At 45.1% G+C, this 24,314-nt stretch carries 23 protein-coding genes; 14 read left to right on the top strand and 9 right to left on the bottom strand.

All coding sequences use genetic code 11. The features are described from left to right. Nucleotides 1–127: 127 nt before the first annotated feature. On the bottom strand, nt 128–373 hold the full coding sequence (locus OH455_RS07185; protein WP_045974445.1) for a hypothetical protein: 246 nt from the start codon (nt 371–373) through the stop codon (nt 128–130). Nucleotides 374–568: 195 nt separating this feature from the next. Here OH455_RS07185 and OH455_RS07180 point away from each other — a divergent pair, with 195 nt between their 5' ends. Further along, the gene (locus OH455_RS07180; RefSeq protein ID WP_045974444.1) at nt 569–1,960 is read left to right on the top strand and encodes an aminotransferase-like domain-containing protein; all 1,392 of its coding nucleotides are present in this window, start codon (nt 569–571) and stop codon (nt 1,958–1,960) included. 96 nt (nt 1,961–2,056) lie between these two features. Further along, complete coding sequence (locus OH455_RS07175; protein ID WP_045974443.1) at nt 2,057–2,263, top strand: hypothetical protein; 207 nt, start codon at nt 2,057–2,059, stop codon at nt 2,261–2,263. A gap of 323 nt (nt 2,264–2,586) precedes the next feature. Here OH455_RS07175 and asnS read toward each other — a convergent pair whose 3' ends face one another. Together asnS and OH455_RS07165 are read right to left on the bottom strand one after the other, a co-directional pair. Then, a complete protein-coding gene (gene asnS, locus OH455_RS07170; protein WP_045974442.1) occupies nt 2,587–3,987 on the bottom strand; it encodes an asparagine--tRNA ligase in 1,401 nt (466 codons plus the stop codon). Nucleotides 3,988–4,170: 183 nt separating this feature from the next. Then, a complete protein-coding gene (locus OH455_RS07165; protein ID WP_269980899.1) occupies nt 4,171–5,784 on the bottom strand; it encodes a methyl-accepting chemotaxis protein in 1,614 nt (537 codons plus the stop codon). A 293-nt stretch (nt 5,785–6,077) separates the two neighbouring features. Here OH455_RS07165 and queD point away from each other — a divergent pair, with 293 nt between their 5' ends. Together queD and OH455_RS07155 are read left to right on the top strand one after the other, a co-directional pair. After that, nucleotides 6,078–6,440: a 6-carboxytetrahydropterin synthase QueD gene (gene queD / locus OH455_RS07160; protein WP_045974440.1), complete on the top strand. Its 363-nt coding sequence runs from the start codon at nt 6,078–6,080 to the stop codon at nt 6,438–6,440. A 466-nt stretch (nt 6,441–6,906) separates the two neighbouring features. After that, nucleotides 6,907–8,061: an amino acid permease gene (locus OH455_RS07155; protein WP_269980898.1), complete on the top strand. Its 1,155-nt coding sequence runs from the start codon at nt 6,907–6,909 to the stop codon at nt 8,059–8,061. 135 nt (nt 8,062–8,196) lie between these two features. Here the strand turns inward: OH455_RS07155 and OH455_RS07150 are convergent, their stop codons facing one another. From OH455_RS07150 to OH455_RS07140, 3 genes are all read right to left on the bottom strand, one after another. Then, complete coding sequence (locus OH455_RS07150; RefSeq protein ID WP_045974437.1) at nt 8,197–9,558, bottom strand: L-serine ammonia-lyase; 1,362 nt, start codon at nt 9,556–9,558, stop codon at nt 8,197–8,199. A 94-nt stretch (nt 9,559–9,652) separates the two neighbouring features. Beyond that, complete coding sequence (locus OH455_RS07145; protein WP_269980897.1) at nt 9,653–10,906, bottom strand: aromatic amino acid transport family protein; 1,254 nt, start codon at nt 10,904–10,906, stop codon at nt 9,653–9,655. Between the two features lie 290 nt (nt 10,907–11,196). After that, nucleotides 11,197–11,805, bottom strand: coding sequence for a CoA pyrophosphatase (locus OH455_RS07140; RefSeq protein WP_269980896.1), 609 nt, complete (start codon nt 11,803–11,805; stop codon nt 11,197–11,199). An 83-nt stretch (nt 11,806–11,888) separates the two neighbouring features. Between OH455_RS07140 and OH455_RS07135 the strand changes: the two genes are divergently transcribed. Further along, a complete protein-coding gene (locus OH455_RS07135; protein ID WP_269980895.1) occupies nt 11,889–12,431 on the top strand; it encodes a heme NO-binding domain-containing protein in 543 nt (180 codons plus the stop codon). 4 nt (nt 12,432–12,435) lie between these two features. Beyond that, a complete protein-coding gene (locus tag OH455_RS07130; protein WP_269980894.1) occupies nt 12,436–14,127 on the top strand; it encodes an ATP-binding protein in 1,692 nt (563 codons plus the stop codon). On the opposite strand, the gene pabB is transcribed toward OH455_RS07130, so the two are convergent. Beyond that, nucleotides 14,124–15,491, bottom strand: coding sequence for an aminodeoxychorismate synthase component I (pabB, locus tag OH455_RS07125; protein WP_269980893.1), 1,368 nt, complete (start codon nt 15,489–15,491; stop codon nt 14,124–14,126). The two genes, OH455_RS07130 and pabB, sit on opposite strands and share 4 nt — an antisense overlap. 204 nt (nt 15,492–15,695) lie before the next feature. Between pabB and OH455_RS07120 the strand changes: the two genes are divergently transcribed. The 8 genes from OH455_RS07120 to OH455_RS07085 all read left to right on the top strand — a co-directional run bounded on the left by OH455_RS07120 (nt 15,696) and on the right by OH455_RS07085 (nt 23,378). Beyond that, nucleotides 15,696–17,219: a fumarate hydratase gene (locus OH455_RS07120; RefSeq protein WP_206369376.1), complete on the top strand. Its 1,524-nt coding sequence runs from the start codon at nt 15,696–15,698 to the stop codon at nt 17,217–17,219. Nucleotides 17,220–17,324: 105 nt separating this feature from the next. Further along, complete coding sequence (locus tag OH455_RS07115) at nt 17,325–17,510, top strand: hypothetical protein (protein WP_269980892.1); 186 nt, start codon at nt 17,325–17,327, stop codon at nt 17,508–17,510. 130 nt (nt 17,511–17,640) lie between these two features. Then, complete coding sequence (locus OH455_RS07110) at nt 17,641–19,017, top strand: YcjX family protein (RefSeq protein WP_269980891.1); 1,377 nt, start codon at nt 17,641–17,643, stop codon at nt 19,015–19,017. Continuing rightward, a complete protein-coding gene (locus OH455_RS07105; RefSeq protein WP_269980890.1) occupies nt 19,014–20,063 on the top strand; it encodes a YcjF family protein in 1,050 nt (349 codons plus the stop codon). The genes OH455_RS07110 and OH455_RS07105 overlap by 4 nt, the downstream gene beginning before the upstream one ends. A 102-nt stretch (nt 20,064–20,165) precedes the next feature. Beyond that, nucleotides 20,166–21,710: a transcriptional regulator TyrR gene (gene tyrR / locus OH455_RS07100; RefSeq protein ID WP_045974427.1), complete on the top strand. Its 1,545-nt coding sequence runs from the start codon at nt 20,166–20,168 to the stop codon at nt 21,708–21,710. Further along, complete coding sequence (gene rimJ, locus OH455_RS07095; protein ID WP_045974426.1) at nt 21,711–22,289, top strand: ribosomal protein S5-alanine N-acetyltransferase; 579 nt, start codon at nt 21,711–21,713, stop codon at nt 22,287–22,289. Between the two features lie 2 nt (nt 22,290–22,291). Further along, nucleotides 22,292–22,879 carry an HD domain-containing protein gene (locus OH455_RS07090; RefSeq protein WP_269980889.1) on the top strand — a complete coding sequence of 196 codons (588 nt, stop codon included), beginning with the start codon at nt 22,292–22,294 and terminating at the stop codon, nt 22,877–22,879. Nucleotides 22,880–22,904: 25 nt separating this feature from the next. Next, nucleotides 22,905–23,378, top strand: coding sequence for a DUF2947 domain-containing protein (locus OH455_RS07085; protein ID WP_269980888.1), 474 nt, complete (start codon nt 22,905–22,907; stop codon nt 23,376–23,378). Nucleotides 23,379–23,418: 40 nt separating this feature from the next. Here the strand turns inward: OH455_RS07085 and OH455_RS07080 are convergent, their stop codons facing one another. Both OH455_RS07080 and OH455_RS07075 read right to left on the bottom strand, forming a co-directional pair. Beyond that, nucleotides 23,419–23,838 (bottom strand): BLUF domain-containing protein, encoded by a 420-nt coding sequence (locus OH455_RS07080; RefSeq protein WP_269980887.1) that lies wholly within the window; start codon nt 23,836–23,838, stop codon nt 23,419–23,421. Continuing rightward, nucleotides 23,829–24,179 carry a hypothetical protein gene (locus OH455_RS07075; protein WP_269980886.1) on the bottom strand — a complete coding sequence of 117 codons (351 nt, stop codon included), beginning with the start codon at nt 24,177–24,179 and terminating at the stop codon, nt 23,829–23,831. Before OH455_RS07075 ends, OH455_RS07080 begins: the two co-directional genes overlap by 10 nt. Nucleotides 24,180–24,314 lie beyond the last annotated feature (135 nt).

Genomic DNA, 24,314 nt, shown 5'->3' with positions numbered 1-24,314 from the left:
CACTTTAGTAGTAGTGGTAGTACCAATTGAGAGGAGTGCAGCGAACTGAAGGCGATTAACAAGCCACACGGTGTTAGAGCAGCGTGTGACTTGTGGAAGGTAGGCGGTTGAATAAGACCGAAAACAATTACTTTAGCTTTTTCGCTGCCCAGTCATTTAGGTGTGAAAGAATTGCTCTTATCGCATGCTTTTCAGTCGCTTTCTCATTCTGGTCTACTTCTATGTCTTTCTTAGGGTGTGAGCCAGTAGCGTCTTCGGCGATATGCAGCCAGTCAGGGTGCCAGTAATAGGGTTGACCGTGTGGAGCAATCCAACTGTGGACACCATTGCTTTCACCTTTATATTCGATATGTGATTCATCGTATTTTTTCATTCTTACCCGGTCCTTACGTTGAGTTATTCGGATCACTGATACGTGATTAAATGTAACAGAGAAGTAAATATTTAATGTGATAAGTGTCAACAAACGGGGTGCGTTAAAAATTAATAAAATTGTTTAGTGAGCTTAAGCCAGTGTCAATCAAATGTGTGATATCTTTTGTTTCCTGAATGACAAGGTGAGGGAAGTATGAATCGCTATCAACAATTGGCCGAACAGCTTAAGTTACAAATTGAGAATGGCATTTGGCGAGCAGGGGAAAAAGTGCCGTCGATTCGAATGACCAGCCGTAACCGCTCAGTCAGCGCTTCAACTGTCCTTCAAGCTTATCAACTTCTTGAATCTCAAGGTTGGTTACTCGCCAAACCGCAGTCAGGCTATTTCGTCACTTCGATCATGGAACGGGTTTCAACGCCTGAGCCAGAAAGCAAAGTGGTTGCACCTGAGTTTAACGACAAGCTATACGAGTTCCTACAAAGCAATAGTAAAGCCGATATTGCGCTCGGTTCGGCTTTTCCTGATCCTAATTTATTCCCTCTACAAGCATTGAATCGTCATCTAGCCAGCGCTGGCAGAAAAATGCCACTCAATAGTGTGTTTGACAACATGCCACCAGGTAACGAAGCGCTGCGCCGTCAAATCGCCCAACGTTATCTTAAGCAAGGTATAACGGTCGCTCATACTGATATCGTTATTACCTCAGGCGCAATGGAAGCGTTGAACCTAGGGCTGCAGGTGGTCACTCAGCCGGGTGATACAGTGATTGTTGAAGCACCGGCATTCTATGGCGCTATTCAGGCGATTGAGCGATTAAATCTCAAAGCGATTGAAGTTCCGGTCCACCCTGAAACCGGGTTGTGTATAAAGAAGTTTGAACGAGCGATTAAGAGGCACAAAGTATCAGCATGCTGGTTAATGCCAAATTTTCATAACCCGACTGGCGCGAGCTTGGCGCCCAGTGGTAGGAAAAAGGTGGTTGAGCTAGCGAACCGATACCAGATCGCGGTCGTCGAAGATGACGTTTATTCTGAATTGTATTTTGGTGATGATAAACCTATGCCGCTTAAGTACTGGGACCAAGAAGATAGGGTTCTTCTGTGCGGCTCATTGTCTAAATCCTTATGCCCAGGGTATCGGGTTGGTTGGGTGGTTAATGGTCAGTTTAATGAGCGACTACAGAAGCTGCAGCTGGTATCGACGTTATCAGGCAGTGTGCCCGTTCAGGAAGGCGTCGCGCACTTCCTTCAATATGAAAGCCTTGATAATCACCTCAGAAAACTGCGTAAGGAATTAGCGGTCAGACAACAGGTTTTTATTGAGGTCGTGAAACGTTGTTTCCCTCAAGGGACTATAGTTAGCCAGCCTCAGGGGGGGTACTTTGTCTGGATAGAATTGAGCAAGGGGGTAGACACTTACTTGCTTTACCAAAGATTACAACAGCGTGGAATTACTATTGCTTATGGGCGGCTGTTTAGCTCCCGTGAGCAGTTCCAGAATTGTATCCGTTTGAACGCTTCATATCCTATGACCAGCAAGCTGGAGCAGATCATGATGGAAATTGCTAAGGCGATCACTGATTAATCACTGTTTGGTCATTTTTCGCTTCAACTGTACTGCGCTTACCGATCAACTCTGTGATGAAATAATCGGGAAATTTATACAGTTAGCGAGGAAAGTATGGAAAAACAACGCCATAAGCAGGAATTTCGTTTGATTATTGTCGCGATTTTCTGTGCATTCTTATTGATTTTTGGTCACCTGATTCTTGCTAAGTCTTTTGCTGATATGGTTTGGACAGAATACACGGCTGCCGCGATTCCATTTGTCATGTTTGGGCTTTGCCTGTTTGGTATCAAATACGCCTCAAAAGCACAAGATTCTTAACAGCGAACGAAAGCCTCCCTAAATGAGGGAGGCTCCGATACTCTATTTCTCAGGATTTGCGGAGGTTGGGCGACTATTATCGGGATAGAAGGCCATCAAATCTTCCGCATTCTGCAACGCGCTGCTACCTCGACATAGGGCTTGTATGCTCCTAATCCATGTTCGTGGTTTCCATGCTTAATACAAATCATCCAACCCAAACACCTTGGTGTTGCGCGCTTGATAATAAAGTGACGTTTTGACTACGGCCAAATTTGAATAGTGGCAGACATTAAAAAAGCCTCCATGAGGAGGCTTTTTAATGTTATCAGTGTGCTTTTTGCTTAGAAATTAGCTGAGCGCGGTGTACGTGGGAATGGAATAACGTCACGTACGTTACCCATACCTGTTACGTAAGAAACCAGACGCTCAAAGCCCAGACCGAAACCTGAGTGAGGAACTGTGCCGTAGCGACGAAGGTCACGGTACCAATCCATGTGCTCTGGATCGATGCCGATATCGCGCATGCGGGCATCAAGAACGTCCAGACGCTCTTCACGCTGAGAACCACCGATGATTTCACCAATGCCTGGTGCAAGTACATCCATTGCTGCTACTGTTTTTCCATCTTCGTTGAGGCGCATGTAGAAGGCTTTGATGTCTTTCGGGTAGTTCTTAACGATTACTGGTGCTTTGAAGTGTTCTTCAGCGAGATAACGCTCGTGCTCTGAAGACATATCGATACCCCATTCAACTGGGAATTCGAAGTCACGGCCAGAGTCGAGAAGAATCTGGATGGCATCAGTGTAATCAACCTGAGCGAAATCAGACTCAACAAATTTCTCTAGGCGAGTAATCGCTTCTTTGTCGATACGTTGTGCAAAGAACTCAAGGTCATCACGACGCTCTTCCAGTACTGCTTTAAATACGTACTTCAGCATGTCTTCAGACAGTTTCGCGATATCTTCAAGATCGGCGAAAGCAACTTCAGGCTCAACCATCCAGAATTCCGCTAGGTGGCGGCTGGTGTTTGAGTTTTCTGCACGGAAGGTAGGGCCAAATGTGTACACTTTGCTTAGCGCACAAGCGTAAGCTTCGCCATTAAGCTGGCCAGATACCGTTAGGAACGTCTCTTTACCAAAGAAGTCTTCGTTGTAGTCCACTTTACCTTGTTCTGTGCGCGGTAGGTTTTCCATGTCTAGCGTAGATACGCGGAACATTTCACCTGCACCTTCTGCATCAGAAGCGGTAATAAGTGGTGCAGACACCCAGAAGTAACCTTGCTCGTGGTAGAAACGGTGAATTGCCTGAGACAAACAGTTACGTACACGCGCGACAGCGCCAATAACGTTCGTACGTGGACGAAGGTGTGCTACTTCACGTAGGTATTCAATCGAGTGACGAGTTTTCGCCATCGGATAAGTATCAGCATCTTCAACCCAGCCAACGACTTTCACATCTGTCGCTGCAAGCTCAAAGTCCTGACCTTTCGCTGGAGATTCAACGATAGTACCTGTTACTTCAACAGAACAACCTGTTGTCAGTTTTAGAACTTCTTCGTTGTAATTATTTAGATTATTAGGGACCACGGCCTGAATCGGGTCGAAACAAGAGCCGTCGTAGATGGCAAGGAAAGAGATTCCAGCTTTGGAATCACGACGCGAGCGGATCCAGCCGCGGACAGTTACCTCACTGTCAACTGCTAGCTTACCGCTTAATACGTCTGATACAGGCGCGTAAGTCATGTTGTAAATATTCTCCATTGAGTAAAAAATCAACCCAATGTTTTATTGTGGACTCACTGAATAAAAAGTGAGCAAACATTGGGTTGGATTGAATTTCATATATTCAATGGAACATATTACCTTTCAATTCTTAGGCTTCAACCTTTATTCGCTAATAGTGGCGCAAAAAATGTCCAAATCGACTCAATTCTTCCGCGAAAGGGTAAATTGGTTGATCAAAGACTCCAAATGTTCTGAAAGTTGCTCTAGATTCATGCTGATGTCGCGCGTTTTTGCGGCAGATTGAGAGGTGTCATCGGCATGCTGGGTGATGATTTCGACTTTGTGCTGTACCTGCTGACTAATATGAGTGGTATTGCTTGTTTGCTGCTGAATACTTTGTGCATGAGAGAGTGCTTGTTGCATTTCCGTCACCACTTCAGACATTGCCACAGACAGCGCTTCAATCTCATTGGAGCGTTGATGAGCGGTTTCGCACACGGTATCAACCGAGGACAGTGAGCTTTCACTATCTTTTTGGAACTGAGAAATGATGTTTTCGATACTGCCGGTAGCCTGCGACGTTCGACTTGCTAGCTGACGTACTTCATCCGCGACCACAGCAAAACCACGACCTTGCTCACCTGCTCGTGCCGCTTCGATAGCAGCGTTCAGCGCTAGCAGATTAGTTTGCTCCGCAATACCTTTGATGACCTCCAAAATAGTCGATACTTCTGCCGTTTGATCGTTGAGTTCAACAATGTTGACTTTCACTTGTTCAATATCGGTGACTAGGCTCTTAATTTCAGTACTGGCGTTATGCGCCTGAGTCGCGCTTTGTTCAGCGATGCTGGTTGTGTGTTTGATCAAGCTAGAGGCATCATCAGTGGCTCGCTCAACTTGTACCTGCTGGGACTGCATTTGCTCGATGCTGGTTTGGACATCCGAGGTTTCATTTTGCTGATTATGCGCAGCTTGATCTGTGACTCGAGCAACATCAGTGAGTCCCGTTGCTGAATGGGTCAGATGGTGGGAGGTTTCTTGTACTTTCTCTAAACTGTGACTCACAGTATCCATAAACGAGTTGATCGCCATAGACAGCTGGCCAATTTCATCCTTGTTATTATGCTCAATCCGTTTCGAGAGATCTTTACTTTCACTCACACTCTGCATGTAACGTGATGTTTTCTGGATAGGACGAACAATGAATTTACGGATCAGGAACAGAGTCAACAAAAAGCCGATGAAGCCAAATGTTGCCATAATGGTTACGGCGATCATTGTGCGCTGGCTGATCATACTATTGACGTGAGATAAGTTGTACTCTAAGCGAATAGCACCGAGTACCTCGCCTTCTGGGGCCATATGACAAGAGACACAATTGGTACCACGATAGTTTTCACTGGCCTTCATAGGTAAAGCGACAACTAAGCCATTACCCCATGCGGCAGAAATGGGCTCGATAACTAGTTCGCCACTGAGGGCACGTTGATCAATCTCGTCTTCAGGCGCTTGGTTTGGTTGGCCTGGGCCATACAGCTTACTGACTGCGTCAGCACGAAGGACTTTGACCTGCTCGATACCATCCTGAGCTAAGGCTTTTTGGCGAAGTGTTTCTTTTTGCGCCATGGTTCCGGTTAGCATCATCATATTGAGGCTGTCGAAGTAGTTACTGGCTTTGTCGTGTAACTGTTCGCTGAGAACGGAATTCATCAGCTCTTTTTGTTGCCAATACTGATAGGCGGTGGAGGAAGCCAGTACCAGTGAGAACACGGTGACTAGGGTTGCCAGCAACTTGGTAGTAATGGTTGAGCTCATTTACAACTGCTTAATTGTTAGAATTGGAATAGACGTCAAATATAATGACTTATATGCACATTCACTCAATGGATGTACATGGTTATTGTGACCCTACACAATGTGTGGATTATGTAAATGTGATGTGGGGCTTATGTAATCAAAACTTTGACGTAGCGACATTTTTTCGGCGTGCTACAAAAATTGAGAATTCAACATCTTATAAATAATTTTATTAATCGCTGAGTGAACCTTGTCACTACTACACTATTTCCTTAGTATTGCGTGTCTTTTTGTAATGCCTGAGATCCAAAATGAAAACTGAATTATACAAAGAGTTTATGTTTGAAGCGGCACATCACCTTCCACATGTACCGGAAGGTCATAAGTGCGGTCGACTGCATGGTCACTCTTTCTTAGTTCGTCTATATGTAGAAGGCGAAGTTGATCCTCATACCGGATGGGTTGTCGACTTTGCGGAAATCAAAGCCGCGTTTAAACCTATTTATGATCAACTTGACCACTACTACCTCAATGATATTGAAGGTTTAGAGAATCCGACCAGTGAAGTACTGGCGAAATGGATTTGGCAGAAAGTGAAGCCAACCTTGCCACTACTGAGCAAAGTTGAAATTAAAGAGACGTGTACCGCAGGTTGCATTTACGCAGGCGAATAACATACCTATATGTTTGAAAAGAAGCGAAGCACAGAGCTTCGCTTTTTTGATACTCATCCGCCAGCTTTAAAGTGTATTCTGTGTTTTTGTCAGTGAATAGCGCATTTTATCTCTTGGGGAGATTGCAATCCTATCGTCAATGTTTAAGATGTTTATTCTCTTCATGCTGAAGAGTAAGTAGCAGAGGAATTGCTGCTTTGTTTTAAAGGACTGTCTCACTTAATCGGACACCTCAATGATCTTCAAAATTACAACCCCGATCATCGAACCGACAGAAGGTTCGCCACACGTTTCATCGATGTCACTCGTTACCCTCTCCATGTTCAACTGCGTTTTTTCTCTGCGCCACTCTTTCCTAAGCCTTTTTTTCTATAAAGCCCGCTATTCGTATCGTTTTTGATTCTTGGCCCCGCGCTAGGCACGCGCACATCTCAATCTTTTATTTATTAAAACAGATACGACAATTATGAATACAAAACTTCTGGGTAGCTCCCTGATTATTTCCGGTACTGCACTCGGTGCTGGCATGCTAGCCATTCCAATGGTTCTAGCACAATTTGGTTTGTGGTATGGATCATTATTAATGATTTTTATCTGCTTTGGGACAACTTACGCGGCTTTGTTGTTACTCGAAGCGACGTTAAAGGCAGGCGGTGGTTTGGGCCTTAACTCTGTGGCTCGTCAGACACTAGGAAAAGTGGGGCAGTTAGTAACGAACCTGCTGCTATACGCTTTATTGATTTGTTTGCTAATGGCTTACATTCTTGGTGCGGCAGACCTCTTAGGTCAGTTTACCAGAGCAATAGGTATTGAACTCTCTGCTAGCCAGACTCAAATTCTCTTCACGCTTATTGCTGGTGCGGTTATCGCCTGTGGCACAGGTGTTATTGACAAACTCAACCGCTCACTGTTTTTCATCATGATTGCTAGTCTAAGTTTGAGTTTGGCTCTGCTACTGCCAGACTTTCGTTTCGCTAACATCACTCAGGTGATGAATCATGACCATTTAGCCCTGTTCAAAACCAGTGCTGTACTGTTTACTAGCTTCGGATTTATGGTTGTTATACCTTCTCTCGTCTCTTACAACCATGAAGCGACCGATCACCAATTACGAAACATGGTGATTGTTGGTTCAGTGATTCCCTTGCTCTGCTACCTATGCTGGTTGTTTGCTGTTGTCGGTAACTTACAACCCGAACAGCTTGGCGAGTTCTCCAATGTGTCAGAGCTTATCCAAGCCTTTGAACATCACTCGCCTTGGATTGGTACTATTCTATCGGTGTTTACAGGGTTGGCGCTATTGACGTCGTTCTTTGGTGTGGCCATGTCTTTGTTCAATCAAAACCGTGATATGTTCCGGCAGAACCATCTTGTCACCTACGTGATTACGTTCATTTTGCCACTTGCAGGAGCCTTGTTGGCTGCAGACAAGTTTTTGGCAGTGTTGAGCTACGCTGGGATCATTCTGGTGTTTTTGGCAGTGTTTGTACCACTTGCTATGGTATACAAGATCAGACTTGCTAATGCAGAGACGACGCGATACACCGCAGAAGGTGGAAGCATAATGTTGATGTTTTCTTTGTTTTTTGGTGGCTTCTTGCTTGTTTCCCAGGTTATCTAAACAAAAGGCGGGTCTCCCGCCTTTTTTAACTTAGATGATAGAAATGCGAATAGATTGAAGCTAACAGTAAGAAAAAGTGGACTGGCAATAAAAAAGCCCGTTAAAACGGGCTTTGAAGAGAGGTAGAGTGTGGCATTAGCAGATAACTTTTACTGCAAGACCACCTTGGGATGTTTCGCGGTACTTGGCGTTCATGTCTTTACCGGTTTCTAGCATGGTTTCAATAACCTTGTCCAGAGACACCGTAGGGGCTGATGAACGACGCAGAGCCATACGAGATGAGTTGATCGATTTTACGGCGGCAATACCGTTACGCTCGATACATGGAACCTGCACCTGACCAGCGACAGGATCACAGGTGAGACCTAAGTTGTGTTCCATAGCGATTTCCGCAGCCATACAAACTTGCTCTGGGCTTCCACCCATTAGTTCCGCAAGACCAGCCGCTGCCATTGAGCATGCTACACCGACTTCGCCCTGACAACCGACTTCCGCACCAGAAATTGAGGCGTTACGTTTATATAGGCCACCTATTGCGCCAGAAGCCGCAAAGTAGCGGATGTAATCTTTCTCAGTAACAGTCTGAATAAACTTGTCGTAGTATGCTAATACCGCAGGGATAATTCCACACGCGCCATTGGTTGGTGCCGTTACAACTCGGCCACCAGCAGCATTTTCTTCATTGACTGCGAAAGCAAACATGTTGACCCAATCGACGACAGCCATTGGATCGTTAGTCGTTTTTTCCGAAGTCATCAATTGTTGGCGAAGAGCCGCAGCACGACGAGGTACACGCAGTGGACCTGGTAAGATACCTTCTGTATTCATACCGCGATCCATACACTCACGCATGGTTTTCCAGATCTTAGCGAAGTAAGTGCGAGATTCTTCCTCAGAGTGAAGAGCAGCTTGGTTTTTCATCACAAGCGTGCTGATGGAAAGACCACTTTCTTTACATTGGTTGACCAGCTCTTCTGCCGTGGTGAACTCATAAGGTGCTTTAACCGGGTTTGCTTGCTCCTTGCCGAAGTTCTCTTCATCGACGATGAATCCCCCTCCGATCGAGTAATAGGTTTTTGAGTAGACCTTCTCGTTCTCGATCCATGCATGGATCTGCATACCATTTTCGTGCAACTCAAGGTTAGTTTTATGGAAGTTCATTCCACCTTCTTTCGGGAAGGATACTGTATGACAGTGCATGCCAACAGGAAGTCGTTCCGTTTCCTCTACGCGAGCGATAAAGCCCGGAATAGAGTCAATATCTACTTTCTCAGGGGTATTGCCTGCAAGACCCATGATGATGGCGATATCGGTGTGGTGACCTTTCCCTGTCAGTGATAGCGATCCATAAACGTCAACGGTGATTTTAGTGATGTCGCGCAATTTTCCCATTGAACGTAAATCATCAATAAATTCTTTACCCGCTTTCATTGGGCCTACAGTGTGTGAACTTGAAGGACCAACACCGATTTTATAGATGTCAAAAACACTAATCATATCGATTTCCTCAAAACAAAGCCTCCCAACGGGGAGCGGGAGGCTTATTATTATCGTTATATTTTTTATTTAACCACTTAATTCACTAGCGTGATTAAAGTGCTCCGTAGATTACAGAACTAATTGCCGCAAGACCACAGATTGTTGTGAAAATCTGAACAGGCGCAGAAGTTTTGTACTTCGCCATTGCTGGCACGAGTTGCATGGCAATAACAGGCATTAGGAATAAGATTGCTGCAATCATAGGCGCGCCCATGGTTTCAATCATGCCTAGGATGCTAGGGTTAGCAATAGCCACAATCCAAGTGGTGATAACGATGAATACTAAAGAGAATTTTTCAATCTGATCCACGGGTACTGAAGAGCGAGATTTGATCAGACCAACCATACCTTCATGAGCACCTAGGAAGTGACCAAAGTAGCTTGATGTAATCGCCGCAAACGCGACTAGAGGGCCCATGTAAGAGATCAGAGGTGACTCGTGAACGTTCGCTAGGTAAGACAATACCGAGATGTTTTGCTCTTGCGCCATGGCAAGCTCTTCTGGTGAAAGAGACAGCACAACAGAAAATACAAAGAACATCACGAAGCCCATCAGCATCATTGCCGCGCCGCCAGTAATCGCATCGGTTTTCTTTACTGCATCTTCTCCGTATACACGGCGTTGTTCTTTAGTGAACTGAGAAATAATTGGGCTGTGGTTGAAAGAGAATACGATGATCGGAATTGCTAGCCATACGACAGAAGGAAGGGCAGACCAGTCAGGTGCGACTTCCACCATAGAGCTATTCCAATCTGGAATCAGATAGACAGAGAGTGCTAGTAGAACCAATACCAATGGGTAAACCATGGCAGAGGTCGCTTTCAGCATGAGCTCTTTACCAAATACTACGCCAGCGGTCATAGCAGCAATAAGTGCCCCAGACAGCAACCAGCGAGGTATGGATTCCATGCCCATTTGGTTTACTAGGAAAGAATCTACTGTGTTTGTAATGCCAACACCATAGATAAGAACAATAGGGTAAATAGCGAAGAAGTAAGCGAAAGTGATAAGGTTTGCGCCATTTTTACCGAAGTGTTCTTCCACTGTATCAGTGATATCAGCTTGAGGGTTTTTCGCAGAGAGAACGAAGCGAGCAAGAGATTTGTGAGCGAACCAAGTCATTGGTGCTGCGATGAGAGCAAGGATTACTAATGGCCAGAAACCACCAGCTCCCGCTTTAATTGGTAGAAATAGTACGCCAGCACCTACCGCAGTACCGAAAAGTGACAGGCACCAGGTGAAGTCTTTGTAAGAAAACTTACTAGACGATTGTGCGGTCGAAACCGCTGATTTTGTAGCATTCATTTTGTGATACTCATTTTTGGGAACAGGAAATAAGTCGGGTGCAATTTTGCATAAAAATCTTGCACGAAAAATAGATCTAAATCATGAATTGATGCGAGTCATAATATGATATGTCAAAAACAGGTTTTTGCTCACGAAAATGATGTGCTACTAGTGATTTATGCTAATCCAATTCATTAGAAAAACTAATCTTGTTGCAAATTTGTTTAATGTATGTCGCGAGAAAACGTTTGCCTTATTGATGAATAGTTTAACTAATGTGATTAAACGTCGAACAATACCAATAAATGTTAATGTTGCGGCATGATATGGTTTTGCATGGCGTGGATAATTTGTGCTGTCATCCCCCAAATAAAGTGCTTTTCGTAGGACAGGCCAAACACACGGTGTGAATGGTTACGAAACTGGAAGCGTTCGCTATGCAAGTGACGTTTGTCGAGCACGATTTCAGCGGGCACTTCGAACACTTCGTCAACTTCATTAGTGTCAATGGTCGTTTGGTAATCAGGGGATACGAAAGCGAGAAAGGGGGTCACCGTAAACTTACTGATGGTGATGAGTTCTGGCATCTGGCCAAAAATGGCAATTTGTCGGTGTTTGATTCCAATTTCTTCGTAAGTCTCTCTTAATGCAGTATCCGCCAATGAGTGGTCCCAATCTTCATATTTGCCACCAGGAAAACTGACTTGTCCGGGGTGATGTTTTAGGTGCTTTGCGCGTTTGGTGAAAATGATATTCAGCCCGTTCCCTCTCTCCACGAACCCTATAAGCACTGAGGCTTTGCGTAATGACTCATGATGAATATGTGCAACTCGTTTTAAAGCTTCATGGTGATAATCGACGGTTTGCTGTAACTGGAACTTTTGAATTAATAGGTTTTTATTGAGTTCTGACAACACGTTAGCTCCGAATGCTTATTTGAAAAACTAAACTTTATGACTCATGCTTGAGAGACCATCATATAACAAGGATAGCTCAATATATGAAAGGACTTGTCTTTACAGAATTTATGGACTTAGTTGAAGAGAAGTTTGGCCTCGATGCTCTTGATAAACTTCTTTCTGATGCAGGCGATGAAGGTGTCTACACCTCAGTCGGCAGCTATGATCACAGAAACTTGGTAAAGCTTATCGTTCAGTTAAGCAAACAAACGGGTATTTCTGCCGAAGAATTGCAGCGTGTTTTTGGCCAATCTGTATTTGAAAAACTCTATCAGTCTTTGCCTGAACGAAGTAGCTTACAAGGGTGTAAAAACTCACTTCAGTTTATTCGTTTGGTTGAAGACTATATCCACATCGAAGTGAAAAAACTGTATCAACAAGCCAATCCTCCACGCTTTGAATTTATCTCTGAAACCGAAACAGAAATGGTCTTTGATTACAAAAGCGCCCGCTGTATGTCCCATGTCTGCTTGGGTTTGATTGAGGGGTGTGCTCAGCATTTTAATGAATCGCTTAATATCGAGATGGAAAACAATCATAAAAGCGGTAATGATGTTAGGTTCAAGGTAGCAGTCGTAGGGTAAATGGATGACTAATCAGTCTGCGCTGGAACGGAAAATTGCCAGAGAAATTGCTGCACGCAAGCAAGCGGAGTTGTTGCTAGAGCAGAAAAGTCTCGAACTTTATGAGGCGAATGAGCACTTAAAGTTAGTGCTTACCCAACTGAAAAGGCAAACGCACAAAGATTTACACAAACTGGCTTTTGAAGAGCAAATAAACGAGATTCTGATCCACTTCGGCCGAGCTTTCCTTAGTCGCACGTTAGATGATGGTTTGCTGTCCAACCTGCTTGAACGCCTTGATTCCTCTTCCGCGTTGACAGAGTCTGGGCTTTTTCTCGCCCCTGGCATTGCCTCGACGATTTACGATAGCCACTTTGGTTACCAACAGCGAGACACAATAGATGGAATTAAGCCTTATGCATATTGGCAAGAAGAAAGGCTCTCTCTTCCATTGGAGGTCGATCATCAGGTGGTGGGTGAGTTGTCAGTATTCACCGAAGATCATGATATTGAACCTGAGTTTATCGTTAGCCAAATGCGTTTGGTTGCGGATTTGCTTTGCAGCGCCATTAGCCGACAAATTATGCTGACCAATACTCAAGAGGCGAGAGCCAGAGCAGAAGAATCAGAGAGGGCGACCAAAGAGTTTGTCGCCATGATTAATCATGAGTTAAGAACGCCATTAAATGGTTTGCTAGGGAGCGCTGAACTACTGTCAGATACCTCGTTGGATGAAGAGCAACGTACTTTACTAACCAACCTTTCCCATACTGGTGATTTCTTAAGGCATATCATCAATGACATCCTTGATTTTAGTAAAATGAGTGCAGGTATGATGGAGCTAATTCCATCGACTTTTGCTTGGCTAGAACTGACCAATATGCTCGATGGTGTGTTTGCGAATAGGGCACAGGACAAAGGGATTCATTTTTCAATTGACTCGGCGCCAGAAGTACCAGAGTTTTTGATAGGGGATTTTGACCGGATTTGCCAGATTCTGATCAACCTCGTCGGCAATGCCATCAAGTTTACTTCAGCAGGCTCAGTGCAAGTCAAAGTGCTCTGGCTAGAAGACAACCTTAAGGTCATGGTGAAAGATACGGGCATAGGTATACCAGAAGAAGCAAAAGCGATTCTTTTTGATCCTTTTGTGCAGGCCGACAGAACCGCTAAACGTCATTTTGAGGGAACAGGTTTGGGTTTGGCAATCTGCAAAAACCTCATCGATCTGATGAAAGGAGAGATCGGTTTTACCAGCCAAAAAGGTGTGGGCACTGAGTTTAAGCTATCTATTCCGCTTAAAGTCGCCACTCAAGCATTGCAGACTGAAAGTACGGAGAACAAGGCGACAAAGCCGCTGGAAAATTTGTCTATCTTAGTGGTGGACGATATCCGCATGAATCAAGTTATTATCAATCAAATGTTGAAAAAGCTGTCGATCACGCCGGATATCGCTAACAATGGTGTGGAAGCCATCAAAGCCGCATCTGGAAGCCGATATGATCTCATTTTTATGGATTGTCGAATGCCAGAGATGGACGGTTTTGAAGCCACCAGTTACTTACGTGAACAAGAATTTGAACTGCCTATCATAGCTTTAACGGCTGGGACAACGCTGGAAGAGCGTGAAAGATGTATTCAAAGCGGTATGAATGACATTTTAACCAAACCGTACACGGCAAAAGACCTAAAACTCATGCTCGAAAAGTGGGCTTAATTCTCGAGCACGGGCAGAATTCTGCACAGCTTGTCTAATGTTTCCTGATATTCTGCTTCACTGTCACTGTCGGCGACCAAGCCGCCACCTGCCCAGACATGAATTTGATGGCCCTCAGCGATCAGTGTTCGGATAGTAATACTGGTATCCATCGAACCATGGCGGCTTATGTAGCCGATGCTACCACAGTAGGCACTGCGGCAATGTGGCTCCAATTCTTCGATGATCTCCATGGCTCGAATTTTAGGAGCGCCTGTGATTGACCCCCCAGGAAAGCTAGCACGCAGCAGATCGGCAGGTGAGTATTGAATATCTAACTCAGCTCTTATTGTACTCACTAGGTGATGCACGGCTGGAAAACTCTCAATATCGAACAGTTTGGGAACATGTACAGAACCAGGTTTTGCAACCCGTCCGACATCATTTCTCAGCAAGTCGACGATCATCAGATTTTCCGCTTGATCTTTCTCTGCCATCGCCAGTGCCTTTGCAGAAGCGGAATCTAATTCAGCGTCTTGATACCTAGGGCGAGTGCCTTTGATGGGCTTTGTTTCAATCAGACGGTCGTGTACTTGCAAAAAGCGTTCAGGTGAAACACTCAGGATTGCGCTGCATTCAGTACGGACAAAGGCGGAAAAAGGCCCTTTGTTGACTGATTCGAGCTTCTGATACGCATGCCACTCACTTCCTGAGTATTGAGCACTAAATCTCTGAGCCAGGTTAATCTGATAGCAGTCTCCCGAGCGCAAATACTCTTGGACTTGATGAAAGCGATCGCGATACGCTTGCTTTGACATATTGGACTGCCAAGGACTGCATAGAGAAAAGCCCTGCGAGCCTTGATTCGTTTGCGACTCGAGCCAATGATAATGACGTTCAACGCTCTCGCCGACGACGAACGCTTGTTTCTCTTTATGATCAACCACCACTGCCCATTCATAGATACCTACCGCCATATCTGGCGATGAGAGATCTCGCTCAGCCATTTTGGGAAGTTTTTCTACTCTGCGACCTAAATCGTAGGCAAAGTAGCCTAGTGCTCCACCAATAAATGGCAAATCACCTTTGTATTCTTGGTTGGGCAGCCATTGGTTCTGTTGTTGCTCTAAGAGTGTAAAAGGGTCTTGACCGGATTCAAATTGCCCAGCGGGGTTAACGATCTTCGTAAATTCGCCACAGGTGGTGAGTTTAACGATGGGATCAGCAACTAAAATATCAAATCGGCTATCTATGTGGTTATCGGATGCAGAACGTAACAACATCGACCACGGTTTGTCTTCAATTCGGCTAAAAAGACGTTTTGAAAGCTCTGGATGGTAGTTAATCGGTTTGATTTCTAAGCAATTTAGTGTGCTGTTATTCATTTGTTTAATTTGTGACAAAGAGATCGTTCACTGCATAGCAAGAGAGGGAAACCAAGAGTATCATATTGCCAACTATCGCCGCTACAGTGACGTTTTATAATAAAAAGGTGGTGTCAGTCTTCTAAACTTGTGGTTAAAAGCAAGAATATAAACTGGCGTCTATACGGCGGTGTTAAAGGAAGCATAACTATAACGAGGCATGCAATGACGGTAATTCGCAAGCAAGATGTGATCAGCAGTGTCGCTGATGCACTTCAGTATATTTCTTACTATCACCCTCTAGACTTTGTTCAAGCCCTTGAAGAAGCCTATCACAAAGAAGAGAGCCAAGCGGCGAAAGACGCGATTGCTCAGATTCTTATCAACTCGCGTATGTCTGCAGAAGGTCACCGGCCAATCTGTCAGGACACAGGCATCGTTACCTGCTTTGTCAATATCGGTATGGAAGTCCAGTGGGACTCTACCGATATGACGGTTCAGCAAATGGTCGATGAAGGTGTTCGTCAGGCCTACACAAACCCTGACAACCCTCTACGAGCGTCTGTTCTGCTCGACCCTGCAGGTAAGCGAATCAATACCAAGGATAACACGCCTGCGGTTGTTCACATTAACATGGTGCCGGGCAATACGGTTGAGATACAAATTGCTGCCAAAGGCGGCGGTTCTGAGAATAAGACCAAGATGGTCATGCTTAATCCGTCTGATGATGTGGCTGAATGGGTTGAAAAAACACTGCCGACAATGGGGGCGGGTTGGTGCCCTCCGGGAATGCTAGGAATAGGTATTGGCGGTACAGCTGAAAAAGCAGCAGTACTGGCAAAAGAATCTCTGATGGAGCACATCGACATTCAAGAGTTGATTGAGCGTGGTCCAGAAAACGCAGAAGAAGAGCTACGTCTCGACATTTTCAACCGTGTCAACAAACTAGGCATTGGTGCTCAAGGTCTGGGCGGTTTAACCACCGTCGTGGATGTGAAAATCAAGACAGCGCCGACGCATGCGGCATCCAAGCCAGTGTGTTTGATTCCCAACTGTGCTGCAACGCGCCACGTGCATTTTACCTTAGATGGTTCAGGTCCAGCGGACTTGACGCCACCTAAGCTTGAAGAGTGGCCAGATATCACTTGGGAAGCAGGAGCCAATACCCGCCGTGTCAACCTTGATGACGTCACGCAAAAAGACGTTGAAGAGTGGAAGACTGGCGAAACTGTACTGTTATCAGGAAAGATCTTGACGGGGCGTGATGCGGCGCATAAACGTATCCAGACAATGCTGCAAAATGGTGAAGGCTTGCCACAGGGCGTTGACCTTAAAGGCAAGTTTATTTACTACGTTGGCCCAGTTGATGCTGTGGGCGATGAGGCTGTGGGTCCAGCAGGCCCGACGACCTCAACTCGTATGGATAAATTCACCGACATGATGCTCGAAGAAACAGGCATTATGGGTATGATTGGTAAAGCAGAGCGTGGCCCAGCGACCGTGGAATCCATCAAAAAACATAAAGCGGTTTATCTAATGGCTGTCGGTGGTGCTGCCTACTTGGTGGCAAAAGCCATCAAGAAAGCGCGTGTTGTGGCGTTTGAAGACTTGGGCATGGAAGCGATCTACGAATTCGAAGTGGAAGATATGCCAGTCACGGTTGCTGTGGATTCAACGGGGGCTAATGCTCACCAGATCGGCCCAGATACTTGGAAAGTAAAAATTCAGGAAATGGAGTCTCAATCATAGAACGGGTTAGAAACCACTGAATGAAAAGGTAAACAGTGGATAAAGGTGCGGTATGCCGCACCTTTTTTATCAGATTTTTCGCGTTAAAGAACTCAAGGAGCATTCATGCCACGATTTGTTCAAATCCTACAACTGATTATTGCCGTAGTGGTCGGTTCGTTGCTCGGCTACGATTTATTCCTTAATGGGATTAGCATTTTTGATCAAAAGTACGTCATCATGACTTGTGCTTTATTGGTTCTATTGGAAATCGCTTTGTTTGTGATCTTCAAGCTGATAGAAGATGACTAACGCTATCTGGTGCGTTTGCCCACGTTTAAAGCATCTAAGCCTCTGATTTTTATCAGAGGCTTTTTTATTCATCTTTCATTAAGATTACAATGATTAGGATGAATGTGTGTTCCAAGCAAAGAGACGGTAAATGAAGAACATAACCCAGGAAGTGAATGATTTTATAAATCGAAGTGTTGATTCCCATGTACGGGTAGCCGTGACGGGGTTATCACGCGCTGGTAAAACAGCGTTTATTAGTTCACTTGTCAATCAACTATTACACACTTCCACTCATGACAACCTCCCTCTACTGGCATCGGCTCGCGATAAACGTATCGTGGGTGCAAAGCGAGAACCTCAAGCCAATATGATGGTACCGCGCTTTGCGTATGATGAAGCGATGGAAGACGTATTCTCTGAGCCGCCAACATGGCCCGAGCCGACACGCGATGTCAGCGAAATTCGTCTTGCTGTGAAATACAAATCGACGAGAAAATCTAAAAAGCTGTTTAGCAGCACATCAAGGTTACACATCGATATTATTGACTATCCTGGTGAATGGTTGCTCGATCTACCGTTACTGGACATGAGCTTTCACCAATGGTCACAGACACAATTCAACGCACTTAAAGGTCAACGTGGAGAGCTGGCACAAGACTGGTTAGCTAAACTCGAACAACTAGACCTGACTGGTGACGTCAATGAAAGAGAGCTTGAAGCGATCGCACAGAGTTACACTCAGTATTTACACAATTGCAAGGCGACGGGGTTGCACTGGGTTCAGCCTGGTAGGTTTGTTTTACCAGGTGAGCTGGAAGGTGCGCCAGTGTTGCAGTTTTTCCCGTGCCGCTTTGATGCAGAGAGTAAAGTGAGTAAGGACTCCAATTTAGCCATGCTCGAAGCGCGCTATCAGGAATATCAACAAAAAGTCGTGAAAGCGTTTTACAAGCATCACTTCTCGACGTTTGACCGTCAAATCGTTTTGGTCGACTGCCTACAACCTTTAAACGCTGGTTACGAATCGTTCCACGACATGCGCCATGCCATTGAACAGATCATGCATAGCTTCCGCTATGGCCGAAGCAATATACTAAAGAGATTGTTTGCGCCGAGAATCGACAAGATATTGTTTGCGGCGACTAAGGCCGACCATGTTACTCCAGAGCAGCATCCCAACCTTGTTTCTCTGCTGCAACAGATGGTTCATCCCGCTTGGCAAACGGCGTCCTATGAAAACATCGAGATGAGCTGTATCTCTATGGCGTCTATTCAGGCAACCAAAACAGGTTTCATCAACCGTGGTACTGAATCCGTTCCTGCTATACAAGGAATAAACCTTGAGGGACAACCCATGACAATATTTCCGGGAGAGGTTCCGCAAAAACTACCTCACAAGCGTTTTTGGCAAAACGAGGGATTCGAATTTATTGGCTTTCGGCCACTTTCTAGCTCGGAAGATGATCCTATTCCTCATATTCGTCTCGATAAAGCGCTGGAATACCTGATTGGAGACAAGCTGAAATGACCGATTATCAAGACCCAAAGCTGAAGCAAAAACAAGTCTTCAACCAAACATTGGATCAAGAACCTTTGGGTAGCGAGCCAGACCTGACCTCGCAAATGCAGTTCGAAGAACGAGAAACCTTTATACCAGCGGCAATCAGCTCTGAAGAAACGTCTAGTGGGGCTGAGGAAAACCTAGCACAGGTGATTCGACCTAAAACCGGGCGTCGATGGCTAGCGAGTGGTCTACTTACAGCTTTTTCTGGCTTAGTCGGTTGGCAAGCCATCGACAGTATTATGGTGTCTGTTCAAAATGCAGATTGGTTAGCGCTTGGCTGGGCAGGTTTTATGTCGACACTGGCGGCGCTAGGCATAGGGGCAATGGGTAAGGAACTATGGAAGCTTAAGACGTTACGTCATCACTTTTCGGTTCAAGAACAGAGTGAAGCGCTAATTGCTGGTAATAGTGTCGGTCGCGGAAAAGCTTTTTGTGAAGCTATCGCTAAGCAAAGCGGCATTAAGCCAGAATCACCAAGCTATGACCGCTGGATACACAGTGTTAATGCTTCTCACAGCGACTCCGAAGTACTCGACATGTATGACGCTATGGTCGTGAGTGAACAAGACAAGAAAGCGAGCAAAATCGTCACTCAGTACGCGACGGAATCTGCCGCTTTGGTGGCAATTAGCCCACTGGCCATTGTTGATATGTTGCTGGTCGCATGGCGCAATTTCAAAATGATCGACAGTCTCGCCGATGTCTACGGTGTAGAGCTCGGATACTGGTCTAGATTGAAGCTTTTCAAAGCAACATTGATCAACATGGCCGCGGCAGGGGCAAGTGAACTGGCGATAGATGCCAGTATGGATTTAATGTCGATGGATCTTGCGGGGAAAGTATCAGCGAGAGCAGGGCAAGGGCTTGGGGTTGGTATACTGACCGCAAGGCTAGGAATCAAAGCGATGACATTACTTAGGCCTATACCTTGGCATCCGGAAAGAAAAGTTAGTTTAGGTGCGATAAGAAAGCAGATTGTAGAAAAAATCGCCTCTATAACAATCAAATAGTGTGAATGTGAAGCAAGTAATGCTGGTTTGCTTGACGAGGATCTAGGCTTAAGGGAAACTACTGTCAACTTTTCCTGACACCTAAGACTAGGGATTTAATCAGTGCGTTTAGAAGTGATATGTGAAGACAGATTAGGGCTCACCCGTGAGCTACTCGATATTCTGGCTTCTAAAAATATTGATTTGCGAGGGATCGAAATCGACACCATAGGTATTATCTACCTCAACTGTCCTGATATCGATTTCGATACTTTCAGTGAACTTATGGCCGAGATACGTCGAATTTCAGGTGTGAGAGACGTGCGTAAAATTCAGTTCATGCCGATGGAAAGGCACAATACAGAACTTATCTCTCTGCTTAATAACTTGCCTGAGCCAGTATTGGCGATTGACTTGAAAGGCAATGTTGATATGGCGAACCACGCGGCTTTAGGCTTGTTCAGGTGTGAAGAACAGGAGATGATTGGTCACCAAATCAGCACTCTGCTACCCAGCTTTAATTTTTCTAAGTGGGCTGAGGGTAAGATCACCCGTCAGCGAGAAAACATTGTTATTGGCGGTCTCGACTACAGCATGGAGATAATGCCAGTTTACATCACTGATGAATCCAACGAATCGATCTTGGCCAGTACAGTGATGATCATCCGCTCTACGCAAGAAAAGTCGGTCTTAGAAGATTCATTACCCCTGCACAACAATCTCGGCTTTGAACATTTTGTCGGTATATCCAATCGGCACAAGGCACTAATGAGCCAAGCGAAAAAACTGTCGATGCTTGAGCAGCCATTGCTGATTCAAGGAGAAACGGGCACAGGGAAAGAGATGCTGGCCAGAGCGTGTCATAATCGTTCCCACCGAGCGGCTTCACCATTCCTTGTTCTGAGTTGTGCTTCAATGCCAGATGATGTGGCCGAAACTGAGCTGTTTGGTCATGCCCCGGGCTCGTTCAACCATGAACAGGGTCATAAGGGCATTTTTGAACAAGCGGATGGCGGCACGGTTTTCTTAGATGAAATTGGTGAAATGAGCCCTCATCTACAGATTAAGTTATTGCGCTTGCTCCAAGATGGTACTTTCCGTCGCGTAGGGGCTGAGCAAGAAATTCATGTCGATGTTCGAGTGATCGCTTCTACTCGTCATAACCTTGCTGATCTCGCGGAGTCTAAATCGTTCCGTGAAGATCTTTTTTACCGCTTGAATGTTTTAACACTTAATATCCCTGCACTTCGAGAGCGCTCAAATGATATTGGCCCGCTTCTCGAACTGTTTGTCGTCAAATATGTTAAACAGCTTGGTATCAAGAAGCCCAATATTGATGAAACCTTAGTTGCTCAGTTGGTTAACTATCAGTGGCCAGGGAACATGCGACAGTTAGAGAATATGGTGTTGAGAGCGCTAACTGAGCTAGATACAGAGACGTTGACTGTTGATCTATTTCATTTGCCGCAACTCGACACTCCTTCCACAAGTGGGGCGACCATTAATCTAGATGGTTCACTAGATGAAATCATGAAAGATTATGAATCTCAGGTTCTGGAACGCCTTTATCAGTCGTTCCCGTCAAGCCGAAAATTGGCCAAACGCCTCAACGTTTCCCACACCTCAGTGGCCAACAAGCTGCGTGAATACGGAATAAGAAAAAACTAGATGGAACGAATCAGTACTCCTCAACAGGTGTTTGAGCAGGATGAAGGTATTATTCTGCGCACCGCGGAACCTACCGACGGTCAGTTGATCTCTGATTACTTTATTGCTAATCGAGAACACCTCAAGCAGTGGGAACCCAGACGGGAAGAGGCTTTCTTCTCAGAGTTTGGCTGGACACAGCGTTTGATTAAGTTGAACGAGCTTCACCGTATGGGTTTAGGCTACTACTTGCTCATCATTGATAGTGAAACGAACGAAATGTTGGGTACGGTTTCGTTTAGCAATATTTCTCGATTCCCTTTTCACGCCTGTAACCTTGGCTATTCACTTGGTAAAACTGCACAAGGGCGGGGTGTGATGACGAGAGCTTTGAAGATGGCCGTTCGCTATATGTTTACTATCCAAAACATCCATCGAATTATGGCGGGCTACATGCCACGAAATCATCGCAGTGAAGCCGTGCTTGAGCGTCTTGGATTCCAAAGGGAAGGATTCGCCAAAGATTATCTGCTGATTGATGGGAAGTGGGAAGACCACAACCTGACGTCATTGCTTAACCCCAACTGGATAAAAAACTGACCATGGATAGATTAGAGAAACAACTGGCTTTGGTGATGGAGCTAGACCAACTGAAATCCGTTTTGCGAAGAACCCGTGTCAAAAGTGCTCAAGGTCGTCTTGAAAATAGCGCAGAACACAGCTGGCATGTTGCTCTAATGGCGATATTAATGGAAGAACACGCTAACGAGCCCGTTAATATTGCTCGTGTTGTGAAGATGCTACTGCTGCACGATATTGTTGAAATTGATGCTGGCGATACATTCGTGTACGACATAGCGGCCTCAAAACTACAGGCGGAGAAAGAGCTTGTCGCTGCACAGCGATTGTTTGCTTTGCTTCCTAATGATCAAGGGCAGGAGCTTCTTGAACTATGGCTTGAGTTTGAGCGAGCTGAGTCAGCTGATGCTAAGTTTGGTAAAGCCCTGGACAGGATAATCCCAATGTTACTTAATTATCACAATAATGGTCAGAGTTGGCTAGAGCATGGCGTGACTCGTGAGCAAGCGCTGACGGTAAACCAGAAAATAGAATATGGCTCGCAAGCTTTATGGGCTAAGGCTCAGCAAGTCATTGAAGAAGCCACTCAAAAAGGATGGCTTAAAGCCTGAACAGGCCATACTACGAGGAAAATGAATGTCGTATCTCACTTTGGATGAATACCAAAGAAAATGGATTTTCACTCACCAATCTATGCCCGTACCAGAGCAAGATCTTGAGCAGATCAAGCCGATGACACAGGCGCGTGCTGCTCAGTTATGGAAAGAGAACATCAGTACTCAAAGCCCAGATGCAGAACGCCTGAGTTCAAGTGACTGGCCAATGAAAGAATCCAACTGGAAAGAAAGTCTTGATTGGATGGCGGCTTGGGAAGCCGACGAAGACGTGTTGCCAGAAGGCGTCGCCGAGTTTATTGCTTGGCAGGACGACGTCACGGTCTATTTTTGCTACGAAAAATACAACGTCATCGAGACTAAATGGAGTATTTTTAAGAAACATTGGAAAAATTTCTTGTTCTACGATGATGGCCCGATTTTAATCGGTCGTCGACGCAAAGAGTCTTTATGGTTTGATTCCGATGGCAAGGTTAAACTCGGTTATCGAGGCTAAAAAAAGCAGCCATTTAAGGCTGCTTTTTGCTGTTTATTGGCTAGACAAGGGTCACGACATTGCGCAGGTTGAGTAGTAACTTATGCGCACTACCACCAGACATACTGTAAGGGTCAAATTTCGCTTGAACCGAATATTTAAGGTTGATCGGTGTGGTCAGGTTCATTTCGGGAATATAGCCCATACTCCAGTCACCGAATTCTCGCTCGAAGATCTCGGTGTAATCGAGCAACAAAATATCTTCATGTCGCTGATCATTAAGAATTTGATGATAAATCTTGTTTACCTGAGCTCTTGAACCTTCGAGGCACTGCAAAAAGTAATTGCGATTAAATAACAATAAACCCGTCACATCGACTAGCGCGTTGTTTTTTCTCGCTACATCTAGAATATTTTGAATATCTGATTCGGTAATCCCTTTTGTTATTGTGCTTGCGTAAACCAACCTGACTAAGTACATAGTGTTCTCCTTGCTCGCCTCGTGCTTTCGTTCCCACTAACAGTATATGCAATAAAACACACTTTATCTGGGTTGCCAGCGTAATATAAGTACAACAGTATACTGACAGTCAAACATAGAATAATGATAGCGAGCGTCCAGAGGTCATCAGATACCGCGGTCCACATAAGCCATAGGGAGAACAAGCCAAACAACGACCATATAGAAATTGTGCCGTAATCGTTGGGACGCTGTCTTACGAGTTCAAATTGATAGACCATTTTGGCCTCTTGTACCGCTTGCTGCTGGGCTTGCTGATATTCTGGGGTTAGCTCCGGTAACGAGTCGACAGACACATACATCAGTGAGGCCCCATCAACTACACCTGATGGTAGTAGTCTTCATGTTCAACTTTGATGAACCTCTTCAAATGGCGCATCATTTCTATTTGCTCTTGCTCTGTACTGGCATAGGTCAGGAAATAAAATTCTTTGTTA

Source organism: Vibrio sp. T11.5 (assembly GCF_027587155.1).
Lineage (GTDB): Bacteria > Pseudomonadota > Gammaproteobacteria > Enterobacterales > Vibrionaceae > Vibrio > Vibrio neptunius.
Note: the sequence above shows the minus strand (reverse complement) of the source record. Positions and strands in the feature narration are given on the sequence as shown.

Excerpts from the sequence above, each read along its gene's own strand:
- OH455_RS07135 (WP_269980895.1), top strand. The coding sequence starts at position 11,889 with ATGAAAGGACTTGTCTTTACAGAATTTATGGACTTAGTTGAAGAGAAG.
- pabB (WP_269980893.1), bottom strand. The coding sequence starts at position 15,491 with ATGAATAACAGCACACTAAATTGCTTAGAAATCAAACCGATTAACTAC.
- OH455_RS07080 (WP_269980887.1), bottom strand. The coding sequence starts at position 23,838 with ATGTACTTAGTCAGGTTGGTTTACGCAAGCACAATAACAAAAGGGATT.
- rimJ (WP_045974426.1), top strand. The coding sequence starts at position 21,711 with ATGGAACGAATCAGTACTCCTCAACAGGTGTTTGAGCAGGATGAAGGT.
- OH455_RS07090 (WP_269980889.1), top strand. The coding sequence starts at position 22,292 with ATGGATAGATTAGAGAAACAACTGGCTTTGGTGATGGAGCTAGACCAA.
- OH455_RS07175 (WP_045974443.1), top strand. The coding sequence starts at position 2,057 with ATGGAAAAACAACGCCATAAGCAGGAATTTCGTTTGATTATTGTCGCG.
- OH455_RS07115 (WP_269980892.1), top strand. The coding sequence starts at position 17,325 with ATGCCACGATTTGTTCAAATCCTACAACTGATTATTGCCGTAGTGGTC.
- OH455_RS07105 (WP_269980890.1), top strand. The coding sequence starts at position 19,014 with ATGACCGATTATCAAGACCCAAAGCTGAAGCAAAAACAAGTCTTCAAC.
- OH455_RS07110 (WP_269980891.1), top strand. The coding sequence starts at position 17,641 with ATGAAGAACATAACCCAGGAAGTGAATGATTTTATAAATCGAAGTGTT.
- OH455_RS07120 (WP_206369376.1), top strand. The coding sequence starts at position 15,696 with ATGACGGTAATTCGCAAGCAAGATGTGATCAGCAGTGTCGCTGATGCA.
- OH455_RS07150 (WP_045974437.1), bottom strand. The coding sequence starts at position 9,558 with ATGATTAGTGTTTTTGACATCTATAAAATCGGTGTTGGTCCTTCAAGT.
- OH455_RS07145 (WP_269980897.1), bottom strand. The coding sequence starts at position 10,906 with ATGAATGCTACAAAATCAGCGGTTTCGACCGCACAATCGTCTAGTAAG.
- OH455_RS07185 (WP_045974445.1), bottom strand. The coding sequence starts at position 373 with ATGAAAAAATACGATGAATCACATATCGAATATAAAGGTGAAAGCAAT.
- OH455_RS07180 (WP_045974444.1), top strand. The coding sequence starts at position 569 with ATGAATCGCTATCAACAATTGGCCGAACAGCTTAAGTTACAAATTGAG.
- OH455_RS07075 (WP_269980886.1), bottom strand. The coding sequence starts at position 24,179 with ATGTATGTGTCTGTCGACTCGTTACCGGAGCTAACCCCAGAATATCAG.
- asnS (WP_045974442.1), bottom strand. The coding sequence starts at position 3,987 with ATGACTTACGCGCCTGTATCAGACGTATTAAGCGGTAAGCTAGCAGTT.
- OH455_RS07165 (WP_269980899.1), bottom strand. The coding sequence starts at position 5,784 with ATGAGCTCAACCATTACTACCAAGTTGCTGGCAACCCTAGTCACCGTG.
- OH455_RS07085 (WP_269980888.1), top strand. The coding sequence starts at position 22,905 with ATGTCGTATCTCACTTTGGATGAATACCAAAGAAAATGGATTTTCACT.
- queD (WP_045974440.1), top strand. The coding sequence starts at position 6,078 with ATGAAAACTGAATTATACAAAGAGTTTATGTTTGAAGCGGCACATCAC.
- OH455_RS07155 (WP_269980898.1), top strand. The coding sequence starts at position 6,907 with ATGAATACAAAACTTCTGGGTAGCTCCCTGATTATTTCCGGTACTGCA.
- OH455_RS07130 (WP_269980894.1), top strand. The coding sequence starts at position 12,436 with ATGACTAATCAGTCTGCGCTGGAACGGAAAATTGCCAGAGAAATTGCT.